Annotated in this window: 19 protein-coding genes; 8 read left to right on the top strand and 11 right to left on the bottom strand. The window is 36.2% G+C overall.

Annotation, left to right across the window (positions count from 1 at the left end):
* Positions 1-12 precede the first annotated feature (12 nt).
* Positions 13-309: an MGMT family protein gene (locus tag ACODR7_RS05495; RefSeq protein WP_488837896.1), complete on the top strand. Its 297-nt coding sequence runs from the start codon at positions 13-15 to the stop codon at positions 307-309.
* A 281-nt stretch (positions 310-590) separates the two neighbouring features.
* Here ACODR7_RS05495 and ACODR7_RS05490 read toward each other — a convergent pair whose 3' ends face one another.
* Complete coding sequence (locus tag ACODR7_RS05490; RefSeq protein ID WP_488837895.1) at positions 591-983, bottom strand: helix-turn-helix transcriptional regulator; 393 nt, start codon at positions 981-983, stop codon at positions 591-593.
* Positions 984-1,258: 275 nt separating this feature from the next.
* Complete coding sequence (htpG, locus tag ACODR7_RS05485) at positions 1,259-3,151, bottom strand: molecular chaperone HtpG (RefSeq protein WP_488838060.1); 1,893 nt, start codon at positions 3,149-3,151, stop codon at positions 1,259-1,261.
* A 152-nt stretch (positions 3,152-3,303) separates the two neighbouring features.
* Between htpG and ACODR7_RS05480 the strand changes: the two genes are divergently transcribed.
* Positions 3,304-6,198 carry an alpha/beta hydrolase family protein gene (locus ACODR7_RS05480; RefSeq protein WP_488837894.1) on the top strand — a complete coding sequence of 965 codons (2,895 nt, stop codon included), beginning with the start codon at positions 3,304-3,306 and terminating at the stop codon, positions 6,196-6,198.
* 140 nt (positions 6,199-6,338) lie between these two features.
* Positions 6,339-7,772, top strand: coding sequence for a hypothetical protein (locus ACODR7_RS05475; RefSeq protein WP_488837893.1), 1,434 nt, complete (start codon positions 6,339-6,341; stop codon positions 7,770-7,772).
* A 308-nt stretch (positions 7,773-8,080) separates the two neighbouring features.
* On the opposite strand, the gene recA is transcribed toward ACODR7_RS05475, so the two are convergent.
* The 3 genes from recA to ACODR7_RS05460 form a co-directional block, all read right to left on the bottom strand.
* The gene (gene recA / locus ACODR7_RS05470; RefSeq protein ID WP_047419990.1) at positions 8,081-9,082 is read right to left on the bottom strand and encodes a recombinase RecA; all 1,002 of its coding nucleotides are present in this window, start codon (positions 9,080-9,082) and stop codon (positions 8,081-8,083) included.
* Between the two features lie 316 nt (positions 9,083-9,398).
* Positions 9,399-10,649: an oxygenase MpaB family protein gene (locus ACODR7_RS05465; protein WP_488837892.1), complete on the bottom strand. Its 1,251-nt coding sequence runs from the start codon at positions 10,647-10,649 to the stop codon at positions 9,399-9,401.
* A gap of 12 nt (positions 10,650-10,661) precedes the next feature.
* Complete coding sequence (locus ACODR7_RS05460; RefSeq protein WP_488837891.1) at positions 10,662-11,462, bottom strand: response regulator transcription factor; 801 nt, start codon at positions 11,460-11,462, stop codon at positions 10,662-10,664.
* Between the two features lie 197 nt (positions 11,463-11,659).
* On the opposite strand from ACODR7_RS05460, the gene ACODR7_RS05455 reads away from it, so the two are divergent.
* Complete coding sequence (locus ACODR7_RS05455) at positions 11,660-12,601, top strand: hypothetical protein (RefSeq protein WP_488837890.1); 942 nt, start codon at positions 11,660-11,662, stop codon at positions 12,599-12,601.
* A 126-nt stretch (positions 12,602-12,727) separates the two neighbouring features.
* Here the strand turns inward: ACODR7_RS05455 and gap are convergent, their stop codons facing one another.
* The 4 genes from gap to ACODR7_RS05435 all read right to left on the bottom strand — a co-directional run bounded on the left by gap (position 12,728) and on the right by ACODR7_RS05435 (position 16,127).
* Positions 12,728-13,732, bottom strand: a complete 1,005-nt coding sequence (gap, locus tag ACODR7_RS05450) for a type I glyceraldehyde-3-phosphate dehydrogenase (protein WP_034694859.1) — start codon at positions 13,730-13,732, stop codon at positions 12,728-12,730.
* Between the two features lie 32 nt (positions 13,733-13,764).
* Positions 13,765-14,751, bottom strand: a complete 987-nt coding sequence (gene pfkA, locus ACODR7_RS05445) for a 6-phosphofructokinase (RefSeq protein ID WP_488837889.1) — start codon at positions 14,749-14,751, stop codon at positions 13,765-13,767.
* A gap of 83 nt (positions 14,752-14,834) precedes the next feature.
* The gene (locus tag ACODR7_RS05440) at positions 14,835-15,713 is read right to left on the bottom strand and encodes a DUF4846 domain-containing protein (RefSeq protein WP_488837888.1); all 879 of its coding nucleotides are present in this window, start codon (positions 15,711-15,713) and stop codon (positions 14,835-14,837) included.
* A gap of 66 nt (positions 15,714-15,779) precedes the next feature.
* Positions 15,780-16,127 (bottom strand): winged helix-turn-helix transcriptional regulator, encoded by a 348-nt coding sequence (locus ACODR7_RS05435; RefSeq protein ID WP_488837887.1) that lies wholly within the window; start codon positions 16,125-16,127, stop codon positions 15,780-15,782.
* Between the two features lie 95 nt (positions 16,128-16,222).
* Between ACODR7_RS05435 and ACODR7_RS05430 the strand changes: the two genes are divergently transcribed.
* A complete protein-coding gene (locus ACODR7_RS05430) occupies positions 16,223-17,023 on the top strand; it encodes a DNA alkylation repair protein (RefSeq protein ID WP_488837886.1) in 801 nt (266 codons plus the stop codon).
* Between the two features lie 387 nt (positions 17,024-17,410).
* Here the strand turns inward: ACODR7_RS05430 and ACODR7_RS05425 are convergent, their stop codons facing one another.
* On the bottom strand, positions 17,411-18,169 hold the full coding sequence (locus ACODR7_RS05425) for a TIGR03915 family putative DNA repair protein (protein ID WP_488837884.1): 759 nt from the start codon (positions 18,167-18,169) through the stop codon (positions 17,411-17,413).
* A gap of 168 nt (positions 18,170-18,337) precedes the next feature.
* Positions 18,338-19,597: a putative DNA modification/repair radical SAM protein gene (locus tag ACODR7_RS05420; protein WP_110368001.1), complete on the bottom strand. Its 1,260-nt coding sequence runs from the start codon at positions 19,595-19,597 to the stop codon at positions 18,338-18,340.
* 156 nt (positions 19,598-19,753) lie between these two features.
* Here ACODR7_RS05420 and ACODR7_RS05415 point away from each other — a divergent pair, with 156 nt between their 5' ends.
* The 3 genes from ACODR7_RS05415 (at position 19,754) to ACODR7_RS05405 (ending at position 22,707) form a co-directional block, all read left to right on the top strand.
* A complete protein-coding gene (locus tag ACODR7_RS05415; RefSeq protein ID WP_488837882.1) occupies positions 19,754-21,082 on the top strand; it encodes a hydroxymethylglutaryl-CoA reductase, degradative in 1,329 nt (442 codons plus the stop codon).
* 166 nt (positions 21,083-21,248) lie between these two features.
* Complete coding sequence (locus ACODR7_RS05410) at positions 21,249-22,319, top strand: hypothetical protein (protein WP_488837880.1); 1,071 nt, start codon at positions 21,249-21,251, stop codon at positions 22,317-22,319.
* A 1-nt stretch (position 22,320) separates the two neighbouring features.
* Complete coding sequence (locus ACODR7_RS05405) at positions 22,321-22,707, top strand: DUF423 domain-containing protein (protein ID WP_488837878.1); 387 nt, start codon at positions 22,321-22,323, stop codon at positions 22,705-22,707.
* The last annotated feature ends 20 nt before the right edge of the window (positions 22,708-22,727 follow it).

Below are 22,727 nucleotides of genomic sequence, written 5' to 3'. Positions count from 1 at the left end.
TAATAGGCAGATATGGACGAGATTTTCAAACAACAGGTATATGAAGTGGTAAGACTTATTCCCAAAGGAAGAGTATCTACATATGGTGCCATAGCAAAGGCAGTAGGATATCCAAACCATTCCCGTCATGTAGGAAAAGCGATGGGAGGATGTCCCAAAGATGTTCCTGCGCACCGCGTGATTTCAAGCTCAGGAGTATTATCTGTCCCCGAATTTCAGCCAAAGCTGGAAGCAGAAGGAATCACGGTGGAAAATCTTAGAATAAAAAATTTCAAAAAATTGTTCTGGAATCCGTTGGAAGAATTATAAATTTCAAAGAATCTTTTTAACGCAAAGTTTTCTCTGAATATCGTCATATTTTTAAGGGAGCAAAATTGGAATCCATTTCATTGATTCTTTCTAAGCGAACGTATTACTCAAAGCTTCATCAGCGACAATGTCGCAGCTCTTTGCCTCCTGAAATAAAAAACATTCGAATTACTATGCCTTTTGCGTCAAAAAACTCTTGCATCAATATTACACATCACAAAAAAATGTCACTCCATAATTGAATAGGAGTGACACCAATATTTTTAAAGTTTCAAACTTTCTTATTTTCTTCCTCTCGGTAGACCTTTCAATTCTTCTTTCAGCCTTTCATTTTCTTCTTTTAATAGGGCAATATAGCTTTGTAGGTTTTCAATAATAGCACCCGGAATATTATCATAATTATTTTGATTCGTAATGACTCCCGCAGAAGAAGATCTGTCATTAAATACAGGATGATCATTATTGATAATTACTGCAGGTTCATCCTCTTCATAAATGTCCTCAAACGGTACATCCAGAAAACGGGCAAGTTTGTCCCATTCATCTTTTACAATTCTTACATCACCGCTTTCTTTTCTGCTGTAATTAGATACATCCGTTGCAATAAAGTCAGCTACCTGCTGTTGGGTATAGCCTTTTTGCTTTCTGATGAGACGTAATTTTTCTTTTTGCATGACCGACATTTTATACAAAAATGGCAAAAAAGTAGAAGCTATACAATAAAAAGTAGAAAAAATATGCGATAAAGAATAAGATTAAAGATAAAATAAAACTAAACTTAAAAACAGAAGTGTTATCTGATTTAATTGTTGAAAATTTTCTTTGCACTAGTCGTTTATTTCATAATAACTTCTGATTAATCAAAGATAATGTCGTAAGGTTTGAATTAGCTATATATACTTTTTTAAACAAAAAAAGACTGCTTCAAAATGAAACAGTCTCTTGTCAATTATTTTTCAAGCTGCTTATAGCTTCTCTGTATAAAATCTGTCAGGTCTTTTCCTTTCAGTAAGTTTTGTGAAAGTTTGGCCAGATCCAGCGCATATTTGATTAGGTTTTCTTTCTCTTCAGCATTCTCAGTTTTTAAGATCTGATTAGAAAGCTCACTGTTCGAGTTTACCACAAGATTATACATTTCCGGAAATCCTCCCATTCCAAACATGCCGCCTCCGCCTGTAGCCTGCATTTCTTTCATTCTTCTCATGAATTCAGGCTGCGTAATCGTGAACGGAGCATCATTGCTGTCAAGGTCTTCCAGTTGCACTGTAAATTTTGAATCCTGAATTGCATCTTCTACATTCTTCTTCAAAGACTCTTTTTCAGTGTCATTCAGTTTTGAAATAACAGGTTCGTCTTTTTTGATAAGGTTATTAACATGATCAGCATCCACTCTCGCAAATGAAATATTTTCTTTTGAAGTTTCCAGTTTCTGAATCACGTGTGAAATGATAGGAGAATCCAATAGCAGAACTTCGTATCCTTTATCTTTTGCAGATTGGATGTAGCTGTGCTGCTCATCAGCATTGGTGGCATACAATACAACCAGCTTGTTGTCTTTATCTGTCTGCATTGGCTTGATTTTCTCTACCAATTCATCCCAAAGGAAATATTTGCCGTCTGTTGTAGGATATAAAGTGAATTTGTCTGCCTTTTCAGCAAATTTCTCTTCAGTAACAATTCCATATTCAATAACAACCTTGATGTCGTTCCATTTTTGTTCATAATCTTCACGGTTTTCATTGATTAAAGAAGCCATTTTGTCGGCAACTTTTTTCGTGATATAAGATGAAATTTTCTTTACGGCACCATCTGCCTGAAGATAAGAACGGGAAACGTTCAACGGAATATCCGGAGAATCAATTACACCTCTCAGAAGCATCAGGAAATCCGGAACGATTCCTTTTACTTCATCCGTTACGAATACCTGGTTTTGGTATAATTGAATTTTATCTTTGTCGATATTTAAATTGTTGCTCAGTTTCGGGAAGAATAAAATTCCGGTAAGGTTGAAAGGATAGTCAACGTTCAGGTGGATGTTGAATAATGGTTCTTCAAACTGCATTGGGTACAGTTCATGATAGAACTTCATATAATCCTCGTTGGTCAGTTCGCTTGGAGCAATCGTCCATGCCGGAACCGGATTGTTGATAATATTGTCCACCTCTTCCGTTTCAGCTACAGCATCTTCCGGCGCATCTTCCGGTAAAGGAAGTGTATGTGTTTTAGTCCCGAATTTAATCGGAACAGGCATAAATTTGTTATATTTTAATAACAGTTCACGAATTTTTGCTTCTTCTAAAAATTCCACAGAATCTTCAGCAATATGAAGGATAATTTCCGTTCCTCTGTCTGTTTTGTCAGTAGTTTCTTCAAGTGTGAATTCCGGGCTACCGTCACAGATCCAACGTACTGCCGGCTCATCTTTATAAGATTTTGTAAGAATTTCTACCTTTTCTGCCACCATGAATGCAGAGTAGAATCCAAGACCGAAGTGTCCGATAATTCCTGAGTCTTTTGCAGAGTCTTTATATTTTTCCAAAAATTCTTCAGCTCCTGAGAAGGCAACCTGGTTGATATATTTTTCAACTTCTTCACCAGTCATCCCGATACCTTGGTCAATAATTCGTAAAGTTTTCTGGTCTTTATCAATTTTAACTTCAAGTTTCGGATTTCCGTATTCCACTTTTGCTTCACCAATGCTTGTCAGGTGTTTTAATTTTAAAGTAGCATCAGTTGCGTTAGAGACTAATTCTCTTAAGAATATTTCGTGGTCACTGTAAAGAAATTTTTTGATAAGCGGGAAAATGTTTTCCACAGATACATTAATATTTCCTTTAGTCATCATATTTTATATTTTAATTATTCAAAATACTTCTCAAAAAAAATACCATGAAGAAGAAAGTGACAGAATGACATTTTTTCAGGCAGAAACAGTCTTGTTATACAGATTTGTCAAAGAAATATCTTACTTTTAATTCTTAAAATATTTTAAAAATGAAGTTGAAATGTACAGTTTTTATGCTGCTCATCATGACCTTCTGGGTATATGGGCAGAAGAAGCCTTTAGACCATTCTGTTTACGACAGCTGGCAAAATATCGGATCAAGAAAAATTTCAAATGACGGAAAATGGATTGCCTATTCGGTAGATGTTCAGGAAGGCAATTCTACCCTTTCTTTATATTCTGTTAAAAATAAAACAACAAAGAAGTTTGCAAGAGCTGCCAAAGTGGATTTTACCCATGATTCCAGGTTTGCTGTTTTTCAAATCCGCCCGCAGTATAAAGATATAAAAGCGGTAAAGGATAAAAAACTGAAGAAGAATAAATTAACGAAAGACAGCCTTGCCATTGTTGATTTCTTCAATGATAAAACAGAGAAAATTCCGAATGTAAAATCATTTAAAATTCCTGAAAAGGCTGGCTCCTACGTTGCTTATCTTCTGGAAAATATAAAAGATAAATCTTCTGACGATGCTTCTGATAAAGAGGATGGAGATGAAAATAAAGATGAAGACAAAAATGTAAAACCATTACAGCTGGTAGTGCGAAATCTATTGGATGGAAAAAGTACAACCTATGATAATGTAGTACGTTATGAGTTCAGTAAAAACGGGAAGCAGCTTGTTTTTGTAACCAAGAAGCCGGACGAAAAGAAAGATAAAAAAGAAGGAAAGGATTCAACAGATGAAAAATCTTCGGATAAAAAAGATACAGACAAGTCAAAACCTAAGAAATATGCATTGCAAACCGTGCAGGTAGTTGATCTGCAAAAAGGAACCGTCAATAAAATTTCTGAAATGGAAGGAGATTTTTCACAGTTGTCTTTTGACGAAGAAGGAAACCAGTTGGCTTATGTAGGAACTTCTTCCGCACAGAATGACCTGGTGAAATTGTATCAGTTGTATTACTTTAATTTTAAAGGAAACAAAAAAGAAATTGTTACCAATGAGAATGCTCAGATGAAAAAGAATTGGGTAATTTCTGAAAACCGATTACCTATTTTCAGTAAAAACGGAAAACAGCTGTACTTTGGTGTTGCTCCCAAACCTATCGCAAAAGATACAGCAATGATTGCGAATGACCATGCGGTAGTAGATATCTGGAATTACAAAGATGATTATCTGCAAACGGTACAGCTAAAAGAATTGAAGAATGATCTGAAAAAATCCTATGCTGCAGTAATGCAGACAGAAAAACCTGATTTCTTCAAAAATATTGATGGAGAAGACCTGGATACTTTACGACTGATAAACGAAGGAAATGCAGAATTTGCATTGGGAATTACGAGTATCAATAACAGAATTTCTTCACAATGGGAAGGTGCAACCAAGAAAACCTATTTTCTGATCGACAATAAAACCGGAGACAGAACTGAAATTATTAAAAATCTGAATGGTGCAGCAGCTGTATCTCCGCTTGGTAAATTTGTTGTCATCTTTGACAGAGAAAAAGGGAAGTGGCTGAGCTATAATGTGAAGACCAAACAAACTCTTCCACTGAATACAGGCTTACCTGTTTCCTTCGTTGATGAAGAATTTGATATGCCGGATTTTCCAAATTCTTATGGTATTGCATCCTGGACAGATAATGATGAATCTGTGATTATCAGAGATCGCTACGATCTTTGGGAGTTTTTCCTGAATGGTTCAAAAAAACCGAGAAATATGACCAATGGATTCGGACGTAAGAATAAAATAACATTTGAGACTTATGATTTGGATAAAGATATTAAAAGCATAAACAGAAAAGCGACAATTTACTTATCAGCATTTGATAATACAACTAAAGCGAACGGTATTTTTAAAACATCTATTCAGTCAAACGCTGACCCTGTAAAAATTCAGATGGAAAATGTCTGGGGATACAGAACTCTTCAAAAAGCAAAAAATGCTGAAGCATATATTCTGATAAAAGAATCATACACAGATTCTCCCAATATTTTTGCAACATCAGATTTTTCAGAACAACAAAAACTGAGCAATACCAATCCACAGCAAAATCAATACAATTGGGGAACAGATGAATTGGTAAACTGGACAACACCCAAAGGAAATACTTCTACAGGAATTTTATACAAACCGGAAGATTTCAATCCGAATAAAAAATATCCTATGATCGTTTATTTCTATGAAAAGCTTTCAGATAATTTAAACCGTTATGTAGCACCGGCTCCCACACCTTCAAGATTAAATATTTCTTATTTTGTGAGTAACGGATATCTGGTTTTTACTCCTGACATTTCTTACACAGATGGTTTCCCGGGAGAATCTGCCATGGAATATATTAATTCCGGAGTTGAGAAGTTAAAGCAAAATTCGTGGGTAGATGGTACTAAAATAGGAATTCAGGGACAAAGCTGGGGAGGTTATCAGGTAGCTTATCTTATTGCCCATACTAATATGTATGCCGCTGCATGGAGTGGTGCTCCTGTTGTCAACATGACTTCCGCATATGGAGGAATCCGGTGGACTTCAGGGATGAACAGACAATTCCAGTATGAAAAATCACAAAGCAGATTGGGCAAAAACTTGTGGGAAGCACCGGATCTTTATATTAAAAATTCACCGCTTTTTACCATTGATAAAGTACAGACTCCGGTAGTTATTATGAGTAATGATAAAGATGGAGCAGTACCCTGGTATCAGGGAATTGAAATGTTTACCGCATTACGCCGTCTCGGAAAACCAGTATGGCTTCTGAACTATAATGGGGATGACCATAACCTTGTAAAGCGTCAGAACAGAAAAGATATTCAAATCCGCGAACAGCAGTTTTTTGATTATTATCTTAAAGGCGCTAAAGCTCCGGTCTGGATGACAAAAGGTATCCCGGCAACCCAAAAAGGAAAAGATTGGGGATTTGAGCTGACAGATGATAAACCTAATTAAAAAAATTCCGGCGAAGCCAAAGGCTTCGCCGGAATTTTTTATTATAAAAGCAATGAAGAAGAAACTGACACAATGGCATTTTTTTATGATGGGTCTGTTGAGCACTTTTATTATATTTACCGCCAATTATAAATAACAGTATGGGAATCTTTGATTTTTTTAAGAAAAAGAATAACAGTCAGGAAAATGTAAGTACTCCGGTTCAGAAAATGGAAATGCAGGAGGAAAAAGTAGTAGAGCAAGTGGTGGAAGAAGTTGTAGAAACAACACAGGAAATCCCTTCACAACCGGTAGAAGAGCCAAAAGTACATGAAGAATATGAAAAAATCAGGATTTATAATGATTATATCGTCTATTCTATAGCCCTTCAGCTAAGAGGTGAATATACGCCCCTTTCTGCTTTTGAAAAAGAAAATGGCGAGGTAGAAGGTTTTGCCTATATGGTAACTGAAGATGCCTATGCGCTTTCTCCACAACAGGCGATTGCTCAAATGGAAGAAAAGTTCGAAGGTGAGCTTCAGGAAGGTAAAATCAAATCTTATATGATTCTTTATCATTCTCAGTTTGATCATAACGGTAATCACACTCCGGCAATTCAGGAAGGAGAATTCAAGGGAATTTCACTTGCTTATCATTTTGCCGGTGATGAAAAGAAGAAAACAGGGTTGCCTTATATTTTCGAAAACCAAAATATCACCTATAAAGGTTTTGCAGAGTTCTCTCATGAAGAAAATAATGAGATCATGAATCATCAACTGATTGATGGTAAAAATTATTTTCCAAATACAGAAGGAATTGCGGCTCCTGAAACCACTAATGAAGCTGGGATTATCATCAGAAAATCGAATGTTCATAATCTTGTGAATACATGGAGTGGAGTTTTTGGACATCAGAATTTCCAGACTAAAGATTACGGACAGTACCTTAGCACAGTTTTAATGCAGTCTACCGTTTCTGATCCTGCTGGAGAAGCCAAAAATAAAACCGAATTTAAAGATGTAAGGTTTAAAACCATTGTTACAGATGAATTGAGTACTATCATTCCTGAAGTGAAAACGAATTATACTCTGGATTTTGAAACCAGATCGATCAGAGAATGGGAAAATGCACTGAATTTGCAGGCGATTGTAGCAGGACCTGCCAGAGATACTTTTGGCGTTTGGTTCTTTGCCACAGATTATGCTGAAAATAGAAATACCTACATGACGCAGCCTCATCTGAAAGTAAATGTCAGCGGAATTGTTTTCATTCTTGATGTTCACACAAATACTGATTTACCGGACGGGACTAAAATGAGTGAAGATTTTACTACCTACGCGCCAAGCCAGGATCTTCCTAATTATGCATGTTTTGACTTTATTGGGCATATTGTAGACTTTAAAGAAACAGAATTGCTTGAAGACGGAAGTGTTAAAGGGTATATTCTGAAACTGAAATTGATCACGAATGAAGAGAATGAAGATTTCTTCACTATTGATGCTTTTGTGAACAAAGAGAACATGAGAATGGAAACACTTACAAAAGGGATGAAAGTAACCGGAGCGCTTCAGCTGCAAGGTAAAATTGCTGAATAATTTTTAAAAAATATAAAAGCTTGAAGAGGTTGACCAAAAGGTCGGCCTCTTTTTCATTTGAGTGTTATCTTAAAAGCAAATGAATACAAGATTCGAAAGTGATCTTAAAAAGGTAAAGAGTTGCGACTTTGTTGCTGATGAAGTACTAAGTAATGCATTCGCTCAAAAGAATTAATGAAATTGATTCTGTCTTTTACTCTCTTTAAATTGTACAACTTGCAAATAAAAATTTTGCGTTAAAAAAAGCATGTGTGTTTAAAAACAAAAAAGACAGTCTGATGACTGCCTTTTCTATATTTTTCTGAAAACTATTTGTTTTTCATTTCTTCCTTGATCTTGTTTTCCAATTCTTCGGAAAGATCAGGATTGTCTTTTAAAACATCTTTTACAGCATCACGTCCCTGGCCCAATTTAGTCTCTTCGTAGCTGAACCATGATCCGCTTTTCTTCACAATTCCCATATCCACAGCAGTATCAAGAATTTCTCCTACTTTAGAAACTCCTTCACCATACATGATGTCGAATTCCGCCTGCTTGAAAGGAGGGGCTACTTTGTTTTTCACAATCTTCACTTTCACACGGCTACCGATAGCTTCGTCCCCTTGTTTGATAGGTGCACTGGCTTTTCTGATATCAATTCTTACAGAAGCATAGAACTTAAGAGCGTTACCTCCGGTAGTTGTTTCAGGGTTTCCGAACATCACACCAATCTTTTCTCTCAACTGGTTAATGAAAATCACGGTACATTTTGTTCTGGAAATAGTCGCAGTCAATTTTCTTAATGCCTGAGACATCAATCTTGCGTGAAGACCCATTTTAGAATCTCCCATTTCTCCTTCGATTTCTGCTTTTGGAGTAAGAGCAGCTACGGAGTCAATGACAACGATGTCAATAGCTCCAGAACGGATCAGGTTATCAGCAATTTCTAAAGCCTGTTCACCGTTGTCTGGCTGAGAAATAATCAGATTTTCAAGATCGATTCCCAGTTTCGCAGCATAAGTTCTGTCGAAAGCGTGCTCTGCATCAATGAATGCTGCAATACCACCTGCTTTTTGAGCCTCAGCAATAGCATGAAGGGTTAATGTTGTTTTACCTGAAGATTCCGGACCATATATTTCAATGATTCTTCCTTTGGGATATCCGCCTATACCTAAAGCAATATCTAAACCTAAAGAACCGGAAGGAATGACTTCAATAGTATTGTCTATAGATTCATCACCTAAAGTCATTACTGTTCCCTTTCCATATGTTTTATCTAGCTTGTCAAGCACTAAAGCGAGTGCTTTTTTCTTATCATCAATGTTACTCATCTCTATTAAAATAATTTCTCAAAAATACATAATTTATAGATCAAAAGCTAATATTATTTGTCTCTGAAAGCTGTTTTAAGAGTTAAAAAATGATAAAATTTTACTACTGATCTCATTCATAACGAAGCACATGCAGAATGTGGTATTAGTGCATTAAAAAAATAATAACTATTAATAAGAAAGGATGCTGGAAGCCGGCAGAAGGGAGTTGTTGAAGCTTGTAAAATGTATTGAACTTAATTTATTACTTTTACTAAGTGATATGTTTCGTCCAATAGAAACTTCCAGTCTCCATCTTCGAGCTTCCTAACTTATCCTAATGAAAATTTGAATTTTTAGTGATGGCGAGATAATCTCCGAGTACTTTCATCTGATCCTTATTTCCTCTTTGTATTCTGTATTTTCGACTGACAAGTTGATCATAAATTTTGTTGAAAAGTATTTTCGATTTTGGAAACAGCTTTCTATAAGGAACTTCCGGAATCTGCAATCTTTTACAAACTTCATCATCCAGAAGAAACCAGGTACAGCAGACATGTAGATATTTCAGATTTTTTCTCTGAAATTCAAATTTTAGAATAGGATTTTCCAGTGATTCATCTAAAAGAGAGTGCGCAAGAAGAACAGAATCTTTATCTGAAGGTGGCTGAACGGAAGTCCATAAATAAAAATATTCCGTTGCCTGTTTCTTATCATCAGGGAGGAGCTGCTCCGGAATTCCCAAAAGATAGCCCACATATTTCCAAAGATGAAAAATTCCCTGTTCCTCTTCCATAGAAAAGCGATTTCCCAGTTTCTGAAGGCTATGAAGAAATACCAGACTGAACCCAATATACGTTGCCATCATATCCCATGAATTGATAGGATCTCCCCAGCTTTCTGTATCCCAGTTTTTATAATGTTTTTTAATAGAAAGTCTTGCGTAGGAATGAATCAGACGGGTTTTTATAGCAAATTCATACCCTTTTGCATGAATTTCCAGCGCATTATAGCGGGTAGCATTCACCCAGAAATCCAATGTTTCCGAAAGACGTTTCACTGCACCTTTTTTCAGTGCTTCTGTCACAATAAGTGGTTTGTTGAGGTAAGCATAATCATAACCGCCAATCAGGCAATAATCTCTCAGGGAAATCAAAGAATCAAGGTTGCTTCTCATACAGAGTTCAGCACCGCTTTTAAGTAAATTATAATCCAGCCATTCAGGAACTTTTTGAGTCTGGCCGAACAATTTTTTTACACTTTCAGGAACTGAATCTGTTTCAGAAACACCATTTCTGATGTAATGTTCAATCTCCCTGGAAGCTTCATGGAATTTTTTAGTCAAATAAACATCTTTTACCACCTCATCACCAACCTCATCCGTATGATGGAAATAGGGAGCAAATTTTTCAAAGTTTTTAAAACTCACTTCAGCTCCGGAAAATTCAATAAGCTGCTTTCCGTTGCCATGTTCCCAAAAGTTCCTGAAATGGGGAGCATCTTTAAAACGAGGTTGTATCATGTTCATTCCTTTATCTATAAAAGTACAAGTTTTATGCTGAACTTCTTCGGTGAGATTTATCAGCATTACCATTGACTTCTACAGATATCCCCATTCAAATGTTTTTTTGATCAGCTCAGAGCTGTTTTTGCAGTCGGATTTCCTTAAAATATTTTTTCTGTGGGTACGTACTGTTTCTTCCGAAATATTCAGCAGATCCGAAATTTCACATGTTGCATATCCTTTTGCAATGCAGTTAATGATCTCAACTTCTCTTTTGGTGAAAATGACGAAAGGAGATTCATTAGATTTATTGCTTCCCATCCATTGCATCTGGTGAAAATCCTCCCGTCCGTTAATGCCGGAGACGAGTACAGTATAAGAATTTTGGTGCGTGATGTGTTCAATATGGGTATGGATGTTAACTGCCTGCAAAAGCCTGCCGTCTTCATCTTTATATGTGTGTAAAGCCTGATGATGAAACAGTTCATAATTGCCTTTTGAGGTTCTCATTCTGAAGCAGTAGCTGGTTTTCAGTTCCTGCTGATAATCAAAACCGTCAATTTCTTTTATTTTTTCGATGGACATTCTTTCTGCTTCCATCACAAATTCTATGTCGTCCGGGTGAATGAGGTCTATAATTTCTTTCAGATGGACAGGATGTTTATGGAGACCATGTATTGCTAAAATATCTTCATCGTGATTACAGATGATAGTACTGTCTGTGAAATTAATGACATAATAATAAAATTTTCCCGGAGCAAAAATTTCTCCGATTATATTTTCAATGGTGGGAACGGGTAATATTCTGCTGTCGTTCTGCAAAATTTCAGGATAGTCATTCCAAACCTTAATGAGGGGATGAGGTTTTTTTGCATGAGTCAGGTGTTTTTTCTTCATTGGTTAATGTTTTCTTAAAAATAATAAAATTATGTTAAATAAAATCACCCTTTTGTGGTATTTCTTGTGGCAGGTAAGTGTTGTAGCTTTAAATAAAAACTAATGACCATGGAAACTTAATTTCTGAAACATCTCTTTTATGGTGATAATTCAACCAATGACAATTCAAAAAACTTTAATCTGAAAAATAAATAACCATGAAAACAAAAATTGTATTGCTGTTTCTGCTTGGATGGGTAGGAATAGTTTTGGGACAGGAGAAAATTAGTCTCGACAAAATAAAGGTAAACTCACAATTTATTTTTGATGGGTTTACAAATGGGATTGAATGTACTATAGATGGTAATGTGATTTCAGGTAGTGGACCTATACAGATGCCTGGGAATGCAATATTTACTATAATAGGCCCGAAAGGTTCTGATAAATATATTATAAAATTTTTAAGATGGAAACTAAACAAAAGTAATATAGAGAATAACTTAAAATATTACTATAGACCATTAAATGAAGCAAGAGCACTAAGTAATATTGGGATAGAGAAGCAATTTAATCTGAATACCGGGATGATTCAAAGGAATAGAAATAATGGCATTCAAATAGAGAAAGATGGTAATGCAGAGAATGTTATAGAAGTAACTAGCAGATATTTCTTAATAGAAAAAAATGATTTGCTTGTAAATGGTTCTGTATATCATATGATTCCAAAATTTGAATTTGTTTTTGGAACTATTACTTATTTAGCAAGAATAAGACCTTCAGTAAAAGGTATTCCGAGTAATTGGTCCACAGATTTAAACTTAGGAATTGCTTATGGAGCCAGAAGAAATTTTAATAAAAATTGGGGGCTTGCAGCTTTAGTGGGAGTTTCTATCAGTAAGATCAAAATTGATTCATTATCTACATCTCCATCGATTAACAGGAGCATTGAAAAAGTTTCATTATCACCAACATTAAATATTTTAGGGAATTATAAAAAATTTTTTGTAGGCTTTGGAGTAGGGTTTGATTGGGTAAATTTAGATACAGAAGAATCTAAAAAATGGGTGTATAATAAAAAACTGTTTTATGCAATAGGCATAGGGATAAACTTATTTTCTGCAGGTAATAATGATACACCAGAAGTTACCAATACACAATAAGTAATGGTTTTGCCATTATGAAACTAAAGGTTTCCATTGTTTACAATGATCGTTAAAAAGAAATAACAAAAAAACCTTCCCATCGGGAAGGTTTTATATTACTTATTGCTTATCGCTCATTACTTATTATAAAGAAGCAGCGTGTACAAGCATATCCACTAACTTGTTAGAGTAACCCATTTCGTTGTCATACCAGGAAACAAGTTTCACGAAGTTAGGAGAAAGCATGATACCAGCATCTTTGTCGAAAATAGAAGTTCTCTTATCTCCTACGAAATCCTGAGATACTACAGCTTCTTCAGTATATCCTAGGATACCTTTCAATTCACCTTCAGAAGCAGCTTTGATTACTGAACAGATTTCTTCATAAGAAGCAGCCTTTTCAATTCTCACTGTTAAATCTACTACAGAAACGTCAACCGTTGGTACTCTGAAAGACATACCTGTTAATTTTCCGTTTAGTGAAGGGATTACTTTTCCTACCGCTTTTGCAGCACCTGTAGAAGAAGGGATGATATTGTTCAGAGCAGCTCTACCCCCTCTCCAGTCTTTCATTGAAGGACCATCAACAGTTTTCTGAGTAGCTGTTGTAGCGTGTACAGTAGTCATTAAACCTTCTACGATTCCGAAGTTATCGTGAATTACTTTAGCTAAAGGAGCTAAACAGTTTGTAGTACAAGAAGCGTTTGATAAGATTTTGATATCATCAGTAAGTTCCTTGTGGTTTACACCCATTACGAACATTGGAGTATCATCTTTAGAAGGAGCAGAAAGGATTACTTTCTTAGCACCTGCCGTGATATGTTTTGCAGCGCTTTCTTTATCAAGGAATAAACCAGTAGATTCTACTACGTAATCTGCACCAATTTCATTCCACTTTAGGTTGCTTGGATCTTTCTCAGCAGTTACTCTGATTCTTTTCCCGTTTACTACAAGATCATTTCCTTCTACAGAAACTTCACCTGGGAAAATACCGTGTACAGAGTCATATTTTAACATGTAAGCCATGTATTCTGCATTGATTAGGTCATTGATTCCTACAACTTCAATGTTGTCTCTTTCAGTCATTGCTCTGAAAACAAGACGTCCAATTCTACCAAAACCGTTGATACCTACTTTAATTGTTGACATAATAGTTTGTTTTTATTAGATTATAAAAATAATTAGATTGCTAAAATTTCTGAAATCAGTAAAAGATCTTTATTGATTTCGTTATGTTTTTTAATGGCTTCTTCTATTGGCGTATACGTCAGATCGTTGGAACGCATTCCTGCCATTACATTGTTTTGTCCTTCCATGAGTCCTGTTACAGCACCATATCCTAGTCTGCTTGCCAAAACCCTGTCTGCACAGCTTGGAGAACCTCCTCTCTGCATATGTCCTAAAACTGCTACACGGATATCGTAATCAGGGAATGTCTGTTTTGTTTTTTCTGCAAGTTCGTAAACGTTGGCTAATTTTTCGCCTTCCGCTACCACTACAATACTGGATGATTTTCCTGTTTTTTCCGCATCTCTGAATTTCACGAAAAGCTCATCAATACTATCTTTTTTCTCAGGAATTAAAATGTCCAGAGCTCCTGTTGCCAATCCACTGTTTAAAGCAATAAAACCAGCATCACGACCCATCACTTCCACAAAGAAAACTCTGTTGTGAGAAGTAGCTGTATCACGGATTTTATCAATGGCTTCCATAGCAGTATTCAGTGCAGTATCATACCCGATAGTATTATCTGTACCGAAAATATCATTGTCGATTGTTCCGGGAATACCGATTACCCTGATCCCGAATTCTTCATTAAAGATTTTGGCACCGGTAAAAGTACCGTCTCCTCCAATACAAACCAATCCGTCAATTCCCAGCTTTACACAGTTGTCATAAGCTTTCTGACGGCCTTCTTTTGTTCTGAACTCAGCGGATCTGGCAGATTTTAGAATCGTTCCGCCCTGGTTGATTATATTTTTTACGGAACGGGCTCCCATTTTCAGGAAATCATTGTTGATAAGGCCGTTGTAGCCTTCTCTCACTCCGTAGCATTCGATATTATAGTAATTGGCGGTTCTTACTACCGCTCTTAATGCCGCATTCATACCCGGAGAGTCACCCCCTGAAGTAAGAACTGCAATCTTTTTTACAGCACTCTCTTTCATCAAGTAAAAAATTTCGAACACAAATTTACAAAAACAAGTTCAGATTATCGTAGTAAGTTTCCAATAGTTTTGAATATAAATTATTAAAAGCTTCTGAAGTTTGTAGGTTTAAAAAAATATCGTGCAGTTTTTGTTTCTTCAGCCTGGATGTCAAGATCGTACCATGGCGTAAAATAGGGGTTAAACGGATTTGAAAGCACATGCACGGACTGAGCCGGGGTGAATCCTTCACTCAATAAAAACAATCTTTCCCCTTTTTGATTTTTGCAGACCCCGGAAATAAAAACGATATGTCCAGGGCTTCCCGGTGTGATCAGAATATCTCCTGTTTTCAGATCAGAATTCCTCATTACCGGCTTTGTTTCTTTGTTTAATGAAATGGTTCCTGCATAATTAAAAATCAGATCCAGATAATTTCTGAAACTGTTATAAGAATCATCAAAGGCTGCAGTTTTTCTGAAGCTAACTGAATTTCCATTCACAAAAGCTCTCGTTCCGTTTTTATAGTCATTCCAGCTGAAAAGATCACCGCTTGTAAAATGAAATTTAATTTCGTTAAATTTTTTAGCCTTATAAAGATATTCAGCTCTCATGCGGATAGCGGCATCAGCACATTGCTGAAGATCCTTATTTCCGGTATCAATATCAAAAACAGCTTCATGAAGGTGCTGGGTAGAAATAGGAACTCCGTCATATTTTAAAATCTGACTTCCATAGGGTTTCAGCTTAAAATTTTCAATAAAATATCCGAAAGAACCAGGTTTTTCGTCAATCCATTCATAGCCTTTCGGAGGAGAAAATCTTTCCCGGATGGTATTTTTATCTTTATTGATTTTTAAAGCATTTTCTGAAATTACATGCTCGTTCTTATCCGGTTCAGGTAGCAAGCGGTCTGATAGTTTTTCTTTTGTACAGCCAATGAAAATGAGAATAGCTGTGATTCCTGTGATAATTTTTTTCATGCGGTTTTAGTGAACACAAATATCATTTTTTTTCACAGATCTGTCACTATATAATCTGAAAATCTGCTAGTTTAATGACTCTTCGTTCTCCGGAATCAATAATTTTCCCCAATCATTCAATTGCCAGAGGATTTCCACAAGTTTTTCACCAAGCGCCGTCAAAGTATACTCAACTCTAGGAGGAAGTTCATTAAAAGACTGTTTGGTTAAAATACCATCTTCCACCATTTCAGTCAGCTGCTGATTGAGAACTCTGCGGTCTACTTTTGCAATACCGCGTAAAAACTCGCTGGGACGTTTTTTCCCTTCATTAATCTGCCACACAATAGGAATTTTCCATTTTCCACTGATGCTATTAACAGCAACTTCCAACGGACATATTTTATTTTCTTCAGCTTTTCCCTTTGTTTCCATAAAATTGACTTTTTTATCCCTATGAGGGAAAAATATGCGGTATTGTTTTTGTCCGCATACTTTCAGACTTTTGTAAAGATAATCATTAAAATAGTATGGCAGAAAAACGAAAAGGAGCCCGCTCCATTAAAGATATTCCACCGGATATTCTGGAACAGCTGAACAGAGGAGAAATTGAAACCGCCAATCTTACAGAATGGCTGGCAGTAGATCAAATAATGCTGTTGGAAAATCTTCTTCAGCAGAACAACCGTACAGAATATTTGAAACCGATTTTAGATAATGTGAATCTGCTGAAGAAACAAACTGTTAATTCTATTAATGAAACAATAGGACTTGGATTACTTCAACTGACTGTTAAAAATAATGATAATGAATTTCTTCTGAAACTGTCAGCCCATCCTGCAGATCTTGTACGTTGCTGGGCAGCTTATACCATTGGAAGAAACAATGATTTACAACTTAAGGAAAAATTAGACAGAATTCAGCCATTCGCTTCTGACTCTCATTTTGGAGTAAGGGAGATCTGCTGGATGACGGTACGTCCGGATATCTCCAAAAATCTTGAGGAAAGCTTATCTCTTTTATCAGAATGGACAATGCATGACGATGAAAATGTAAGACGTTTTGCCAGCGAATCTACAAGACCAAGAGGCGTTTGGTGCGAACATATAGATGCTTTAAAACAAAATCCCGGACTTGGACTGAAAATCCTGGAACCGTTACGCTCCGATGCTTCCAAATACGTGCAGGACAGTGTTGGCAACTGGCTGAATGATGCCAGCAAATCACAACCCGAATTTGTAGTGGAAATCTGTGATGAATGGCTTCGGGAAAGTTCGACAAAAGAAACGCAGTATATCGTAAAGAAAGCGTTACGGACCGTCAGAAAGTGAGAGTTATCCACAAAGTGGAAATGTTAATTTAGTTTTTGAACTTATAGATCGCAGATTTACATGGGTTTATAATATATTTTTATATTCCTTTACTTCCCGGAATTGGCTTTATTTGCTCCATTTTTACAAGAAGATTGATGTTGAAATATTTTCAATGTTAACGGTATGTTAACTGAGAAAAGTTATCCACAATATGAGTTTTACATGAATGTGAATTATATCTGTTATAAAATGAGAGTGTTAAGTAATTTACTTCAGAAAACAACTTAAAATGATCTGTTTTTTAGCCGAAATAAAAAGTTATCCACAATATGAGATTTTGAATCAAAATTTAGATTCATAAATCAGCTTAATCAACGGAAATATTATAAATTTTTGAGAATTCGGCTACCATTTTTCCGTCAGATATTTCCAGTATCTTTTTGGTACATGTTGAATATGGAGCTTCATATTTTTTCGTTCTACAATGTTGGTTTTTGTAAAATATCGCTGCCAAAGCACCTGATAACTTTTTTCTTCATCATGAAAATTCTGCTTATAATGATGGAGGTCAATTTTTTCATCAGGGTAGAAAAAATCACAGGTGTCCAGATCATAAAGAAGTCCGTAGTTTCTTCGCAGATCATAGATCATCCATTTCTGATCCTGATACCGGTTTTTAAAATGTTTTCTGATCAAAGGAAGAACATTGAAGTCGGGGTCTGTTTTGGAGAAAAAAACACCATCCTGCATTTTTTCAAAGCGCACAAAAGCTGTCATTCTGTGTCTTTCCCTATCCACGGATTTGCAGATTTTTGAAATTTTTAAAACATCAGAATCGGCAAAGTTTTCCAGAATATTGTTTTGCGGATGTTTTACAGACTGCCTTACCGCAGATATGATGAGGTTTTCCAGATTTGGATCTTCGGATAAAAAAACTTTCAAAAGTTGATAAATGCCCTGCTTTCCAATATTCTGTTCCAGTTTATTCAGAACCCTTTCAGATTTATCCGGTTGGGTAATGACTTCATGTATCTCTGCGAAAATATTTTCCTGATGAAACCTGTCTCTATTGGCAATCTCCACATCCTTATAACGGTATTCGAAAACTTCAAATATCGCAGTAAAAAGGCCTTCAAAGCTGCCATCGTAGAGTAGAGTTGTCATGTTTTTAATTAAAATTTAATTGGTTTGTCATTCTGTACACAGGTTGTGTACCAGTGAGCATTGAAGAGATTCTTCCTTCGTCAGAATGACAAATGTGCTGTTAAGTCGAAGTAATAAATTAGTGGCCATTCGTGAACATATTTGTGTTATTTGTGTTTAATATCAGAATCAAAATAAAGTCAGTTGTTGTGAAAACTGATTATGAAACTTTGACGAACTTCCACCTATCAGCAGCTTTCTGAAGTTTTTATCCGTTAAATATTTCAGATAAGCATTTCCTGCATTGAAATCAATGAAATATTTTGCCCGGTTAACAGCCGCTCCCAGTTTTTTCAAATGATCCATGGTCAAAATTTGAAAACGTCTGGCACTGACAATCTTTTGGGCTGTTTTTACTCCAATCCCGGGAATTCTTAAAATCAACTGATATTCGGCGGTCTGAAGGTTAATCGGAAACTGATGAAGATTTCGCAATGCCCAGCTTAATTTCGGATCTACTTCCAGGTCAAGGAAAGGAACATTCGGATCTAAAATCTCTTCCGCTTTAAAACCATAAAATCTCATCAGCCAATCCGACTGATACAGACGGTTTTCCCTTAACATTGGAACTTCCGTAGTTAAAGAAGGCAGTCTCTGGTCTTCCAAAACCGGAACATACCCGGAATAATAGACTCTTTTCAGATTAAAGTTTTTATAAAAATGATCCGCAACTTTAATGATCTGTAAGTCATTTTCATTGGTTGCTCCCACGATCATCTGGGTAGACTGTCCTGCCGGAGCAAACTTGGGAACTTTTTTCAGAATTTTCTTTTCATCCTTATATTGAATAATTCCTTTTTGAATATACCGCATAGGGCTGATCATATCCTGTCTGTTTTTTTCAGGAGCCAGCAATTTCAATCCGCTTTCCGTAGGAATTTCAATATTGACGGATAAGCGGTCTGCATATAAAGCCGCTTCCTGCATCAGATCATCACTTGCTCCCGGAATAGATTTCAAATGAATATACCCATTAAAGTTCTCTTCCAGACGCAGCTTTTTAGCAACCCTTACCAATCTTTCCATTGTAGTGTCTGCATTTTTGAAAATTCCTGAACTCAGAAATAAACCTTCAATATAGTTTCTGCGGTAAAAATTGATGGTAAGATCTACCACTTCTTCTACCGTAAAGGCGGCTCTTTTGATATCATTAGAACTTCTGGAAACACAGTAGGCACAATCGTAGATACAATGATTGGTCAACAGAATTTTAAGCAGGGAAACACATCTTCCGTCTTCTGTATAGGTATGACAAATCCCGCTTGCAGAACTGTCTCCTAACGCTCCTTTTTTATTCTTTCTCGTGCCTCCGCTTGATGAACAGGAAACATCATATTTTGCTGCATCAGCAAGGATTTCGAGCTTTTCTTTAAGACGGTCAAAATTCATATTTAAAATAATTTGATATGTTTTGTATCTGATCTGTAATTTAATTTTGTTCAAATTTAGTTCCAAAATTGATAAATGTCAACCTTTTTTCATAGAAGTTATCAACAAAAAAGAGTCTCAAAATCATTATATTTACGGCTCATTAAAGTTTATATCATGAATCATAAACCAATAGAAGGTTTTTCCAAGCTTCCAAAGCAAGGGAAAATCGAATGGCTCGTAAACGAATATCTGGAAGGAAACCAGGAATATCAAAATATATTAAAACAATATTGGAACGATGATGCAGACCTTCAGAAGCTTCATGAAGAGTTTTCTGAAAATACCATCTCCAATTTTTATATGCCGTACGGAATTGCTCCGAACTTTTTAATCGATGGAAAACTGCTGGCACTGCCAATGGCTGTTGAAGAAAGTTCAGTGGTAGCTGCTGCTTCCAAAGCTGCAAAATTCTGGATTGATAAAGGAGGTTTCAAAACAACCATTATCAATACTGAAAAACTGGGGCACACCCACTTTATTTTTAATGTAGAACCTCACAAATTATTACATTTCTTTAATTTCAGCCTAAAGAAAAAATTATTCGAAACAACAGAAGATATCACAGCCAACATGAGAAAACGTGGAGGTGGGATCTTAAATATCAGCCTGGTGGATAAAACCGCAGAAATGCCGAATTATTATCAACTGAAAGCAAGCTTCGATACAGTAGATTCAATGGGAGCTAATTTTATCAACTCATGTCTTGAGCAGTTCGGAAAAACGCTGAGACAGGAAGTTGCTACCAGTGAAGATTTTACCCAGGAAGAAAAGAATTCACTACAGATTGTGATGAATATTCTTTCCAACTTTACACCAGACTGTATCGTAAGGGCTGAGGTTTCCTGTAAAATGGAAGACTTAAAAGACGATAGCGGAATTTCTCCTGAAGAATTTGCTTCCAAATTCAAACAGGCAGTCACCATTGCAGAAATTGAACCTTACCGTGCAACCACTCACAATAAAGGAGTAATGAACGGTGTAGATGCCGTTGTAATTGCTACCGGAAATGATTTCAGAGCTACAGAAGCCTGTGCTCATGCATATGCCGCAAGAGACGGACAGTACAGATCTTTGACCCACTGTACTACAGATAACGGTGTTTTCAGATTCTGGATAGATCTTCCAATTTCCGTAGGAGTAGTAGGTGGACTTACCAACCTTCACCCTTTGGTAAAATTCTCCTTAGCGCTGCTTGGAAAACCTTCTGCGCAGGAATTAATGAGTATTCTTGCTGTTTCAGGTCTTGCGCAAAACTTTGGTGCTTTACGTTCTCTGGTAACCACAGGAATCCAGAAAGGGCATATGAAAATGCACTTATTGAATATCTTGAACCAACTGGGCGCTACTGAAGAAGAAAAACTGCATTTTGTGACTTATTTTAAAGATAAGACGGTAAGCCATCACGAGGTGATTAATGAATTTAACAGAATGAGAGGAAGCTAATGTTACAGATCATTTTGCCCATAGTATTTCTCCTTTTTGGGTTTTTTCTGAAGAAAACAGACAATGAAGGTTTCAGAAGCTCCAAGAAGTTCGCCAATATGTTTATCATACTGGGAATTTCTACATTGGTTGCCAAGTTCATTTTAATGTACTTAAAATCAAAATAGTGAAAAGGAGTATTGTATTTTTCTTACTGATTTCCGGGTTAAGTTTTTCACAACAGCAAAAAGTGAAAATAAGTAATCTGCAGCCTAAAACTGAAGATACCGTTTTTCCGGTTGTTTCTTATTCTGAAAATCCTCGGGTAGAAAATAAAATCAATACATTCCTGCAGGTAGATCAGCTGGAATATGTTCCCGGATCTGGTGGGAATCCTTTTAAACTGGCTTCTACAGCCACAAACTCCTATTCCAACTATCTTTATTTCTATAGTTGGAATAAGATTGAAACGCCTAAGAATATTCTTAGTATTGCCATAGATGGTGAAGCTTCAGGTGCTTATCCGGAAGGTTTTCTGATCTGGAAGAATTTTGATCTGAGAACAGGAAACTTTATCAATGCCAAAGATTTATTTCAACCCGGTTCAGTAAAAACTGTTGAGGGAATTATTCAGAAAAGAGTAAAAAAAAGAATTTCTGATTTTCTTGTTACACTGAAAGCAGAGAAAAATCCTGAAGAGGAAATTCAAGATCAGATCGCTATGTATGAAGACTGTTTTACGGAACATACTTTAGCCGGTATCAGATATTTCTTTGGAAAGGATAAGTTGACTTTTGTAGCAGGTAGATGTTCCAATCATGCCATGCGGGCATTGGACGATTTGGGAAGTCACGAACTGGAATTTACCTATAAAGAACTTGAGAAATACCTGAGTATTTATGGTAAGAACCTGATATCAGGTTCTGAAAAGATTGGGCAGACAGGTCCAGGAAATAAATTATATAAAGGAAAAATTGACGGAAAATATCCTATTACGGTTTTGTTTAGCGAAATCAATGAGGATGATTCCTTTTCAGCCACTTATTGGTATGACAAGAACAAAAAACCAATCAACTGGAGAGGAGAATTTGTTCATGACCATTTTTCCATCACAGAAGATGATTATCACAGTGAGGAACTTAAGGAATGGATACCCAGGGCCTTAATAGAAGCGGATCTGAAAGGAAGCAAAATTATTGGGGCGTGGCAGGATTATAAAACAAAAAAATATTTAACCCTAGAATTAGAAGAGTTATAAAATGAAAACAATCACATTAGTTTTTGGAGCGGTTTACGGAATGGTGTCTGTAATCCTGGGTGCATTCGGAGCTCACGCTTTAAAGAAAATATTAGCTGTGGAAAGACTGGAAAGTTTTGAAACAGGAGTAAGGTATCAGATGTATGCAGCTTTTTTCCTGCTGATCATTGGATATATCTTAAAGTTTGAAACTTCTGCTGAAAAATGGACTTCCATTTTAATGATTACAGGAACACTTTTATTTTCTGTAAGCATTTACTTCCTGAGCATGCAGGATTATCTGGGAGTGAACCTTAAATTTTTAGGCCCAATCACTCCGCTTGGAGGTCTGATGATGATCCTGAGCTGGGGAATGCTGATCTTTTATTTTGCTAAAAACAGAATGTAAGAATGAAAATTCACAGAAGA

Source organism: Chryseobacterium sp. FG46 (genome assembly GCF_057809135.1).
This window is presented reverse-complemented; position numbering and strand designations above follow the sequence as displayed.

What these genes read in the sequence shown, in the direction of transcription:
- ACODR7_RS05495 (WP_488837896.1), top strand. Translation starts at nt 13, where the DNA reads ATGGACGAGATTTTCAAACAACAGGTATATGAAGTGGTAAGACTTATT.
- ACODR7_RS05490 (WP_488837895.1), bottom strand. Translation starts at nt 983, where the DNA reads ATGCAAAAAGAAAAATTACGTCTCATCAGAAAGCAAAAAGGCTATACC.
- htpG (WP_488838060.1), bottom strand. Translation starts at nt 3,151, where the DNA reads ATGACTAAAGGAAATATTAATGTATCTGTGGAAAACATTTTCCCGCTT.
- ACODR7_RS05480 (WP_488837894.1), top strand. Translation starts at nt 3,304, where the DNA reads ATGAAGTTGAAATGTACAGTTTTTATGCTGCTCATCATGACCTTCTGG.
- ACODR7_RS05475 (WP_488837893.1), top strand. Translation starts at nt 6,339, where the DNA reads ATGGGAATCTTTGATTTTTTTAAGAAAAAGAATAACAGTCAGGAAAAT.
- recA (WP_047419990.1), bottom strand. Translation starts at nt 9,082, where the DNA reads ATGAGTAACATTGATGATAAGAAAAAAGCACTCGCTTTAGTGCTTGAC.
- ACODR7_RS05465 (WP_488837892.1), bottom strand. Translation starts at nt 10,649, where the DNA reads ATGCTGATAAATCTCACCGAAGAAGTTCAGCATAAAACTTGTACTTTT.
- ACODR7_RS05460 (WP_488837891.1), bottom strand. Translation starts at nt 11,462, where the DNA reads ATGAAGAAAAAACACCTGACTCATGCAAAAAAACCTCATCCCCTCATT.
- ACODR7_RS05455 (WP_488837890.1), top strand. Translation starts at nt 11,660, where the DNA reads ATGAAAACAAAAATTGTATTGCTGTTTCTGCTTGGATGGGTAGGAATA.
- gap (WP_034694859.1), bottom strand. Translation starts at nt 13,732, where the DNA reads ATGTCAACAATTAAAGTAGGTATCAACGGTTTTGGTAGAATTGGACGT.
- pfkA (WP_488837889.1), bottom strand. Translation starts at nt 14,751, where the DNA reads ATGAAAGAGAGTGCTGTAAAAAAGATTGCAGTTCTTACTTCAGGGGGT.
- ACODR7_RS05440 (WP_488837888.1), bottom strand. Translation starts at nt 15,713, where the DNA reads ATGAAAAAAATTATCACAGGAATCACAGCTATTCTCATTTTCATTGGC.
- ACODR7_RS05435 (WP_488837887.1), bottom strand. Translation starts at nt 16,127, where the DNA reads ATGGAAACAAAGGGAAAAGCTGAAGAAAATAAAATATGTCCGTTGGAA.
- ACODR7_RS05430 (WP_488837886.1), top strand. Translation starts at nt 16,223, where the DNA reads ATGGCAGAAAAACGAAAAGGAGCCCGCTCCATTAAAGATATTCCACCG.
- ACODR7_RS05425 (WP_488837884.1), bottom strand. Translation starts at nt 18,169, where the DNA reads ATGACAACTCTACTCTACGATGGCAGCTTTGAAGGCCTTTTTACTGCG.
- ACODR7_RS05420 (WP_110368001.1), bottom strand. Translation starts at nt 19,597, where the DNA reads ATGAATTTTGACCGTCTTAAAGAAAAGCTCGAAATCCTTGCTGATGCA.
- ACODR7_RS05415 (WP_488837882.1), top strand. Translation starts at nt 19,754, where the DNA reads ATGAATCATAAACCAATAGAAGGTTTTTCCAAGCTTCCAAAGCAAGGG.
- ACODR7_RS05405 (WP_488837878.1), top strand. Translation starts at nt 22,321, where the DNA reads ATGAAAACAATCACATTAGTTTTTGGAGCGGTTTACGGAATGGTGTCT.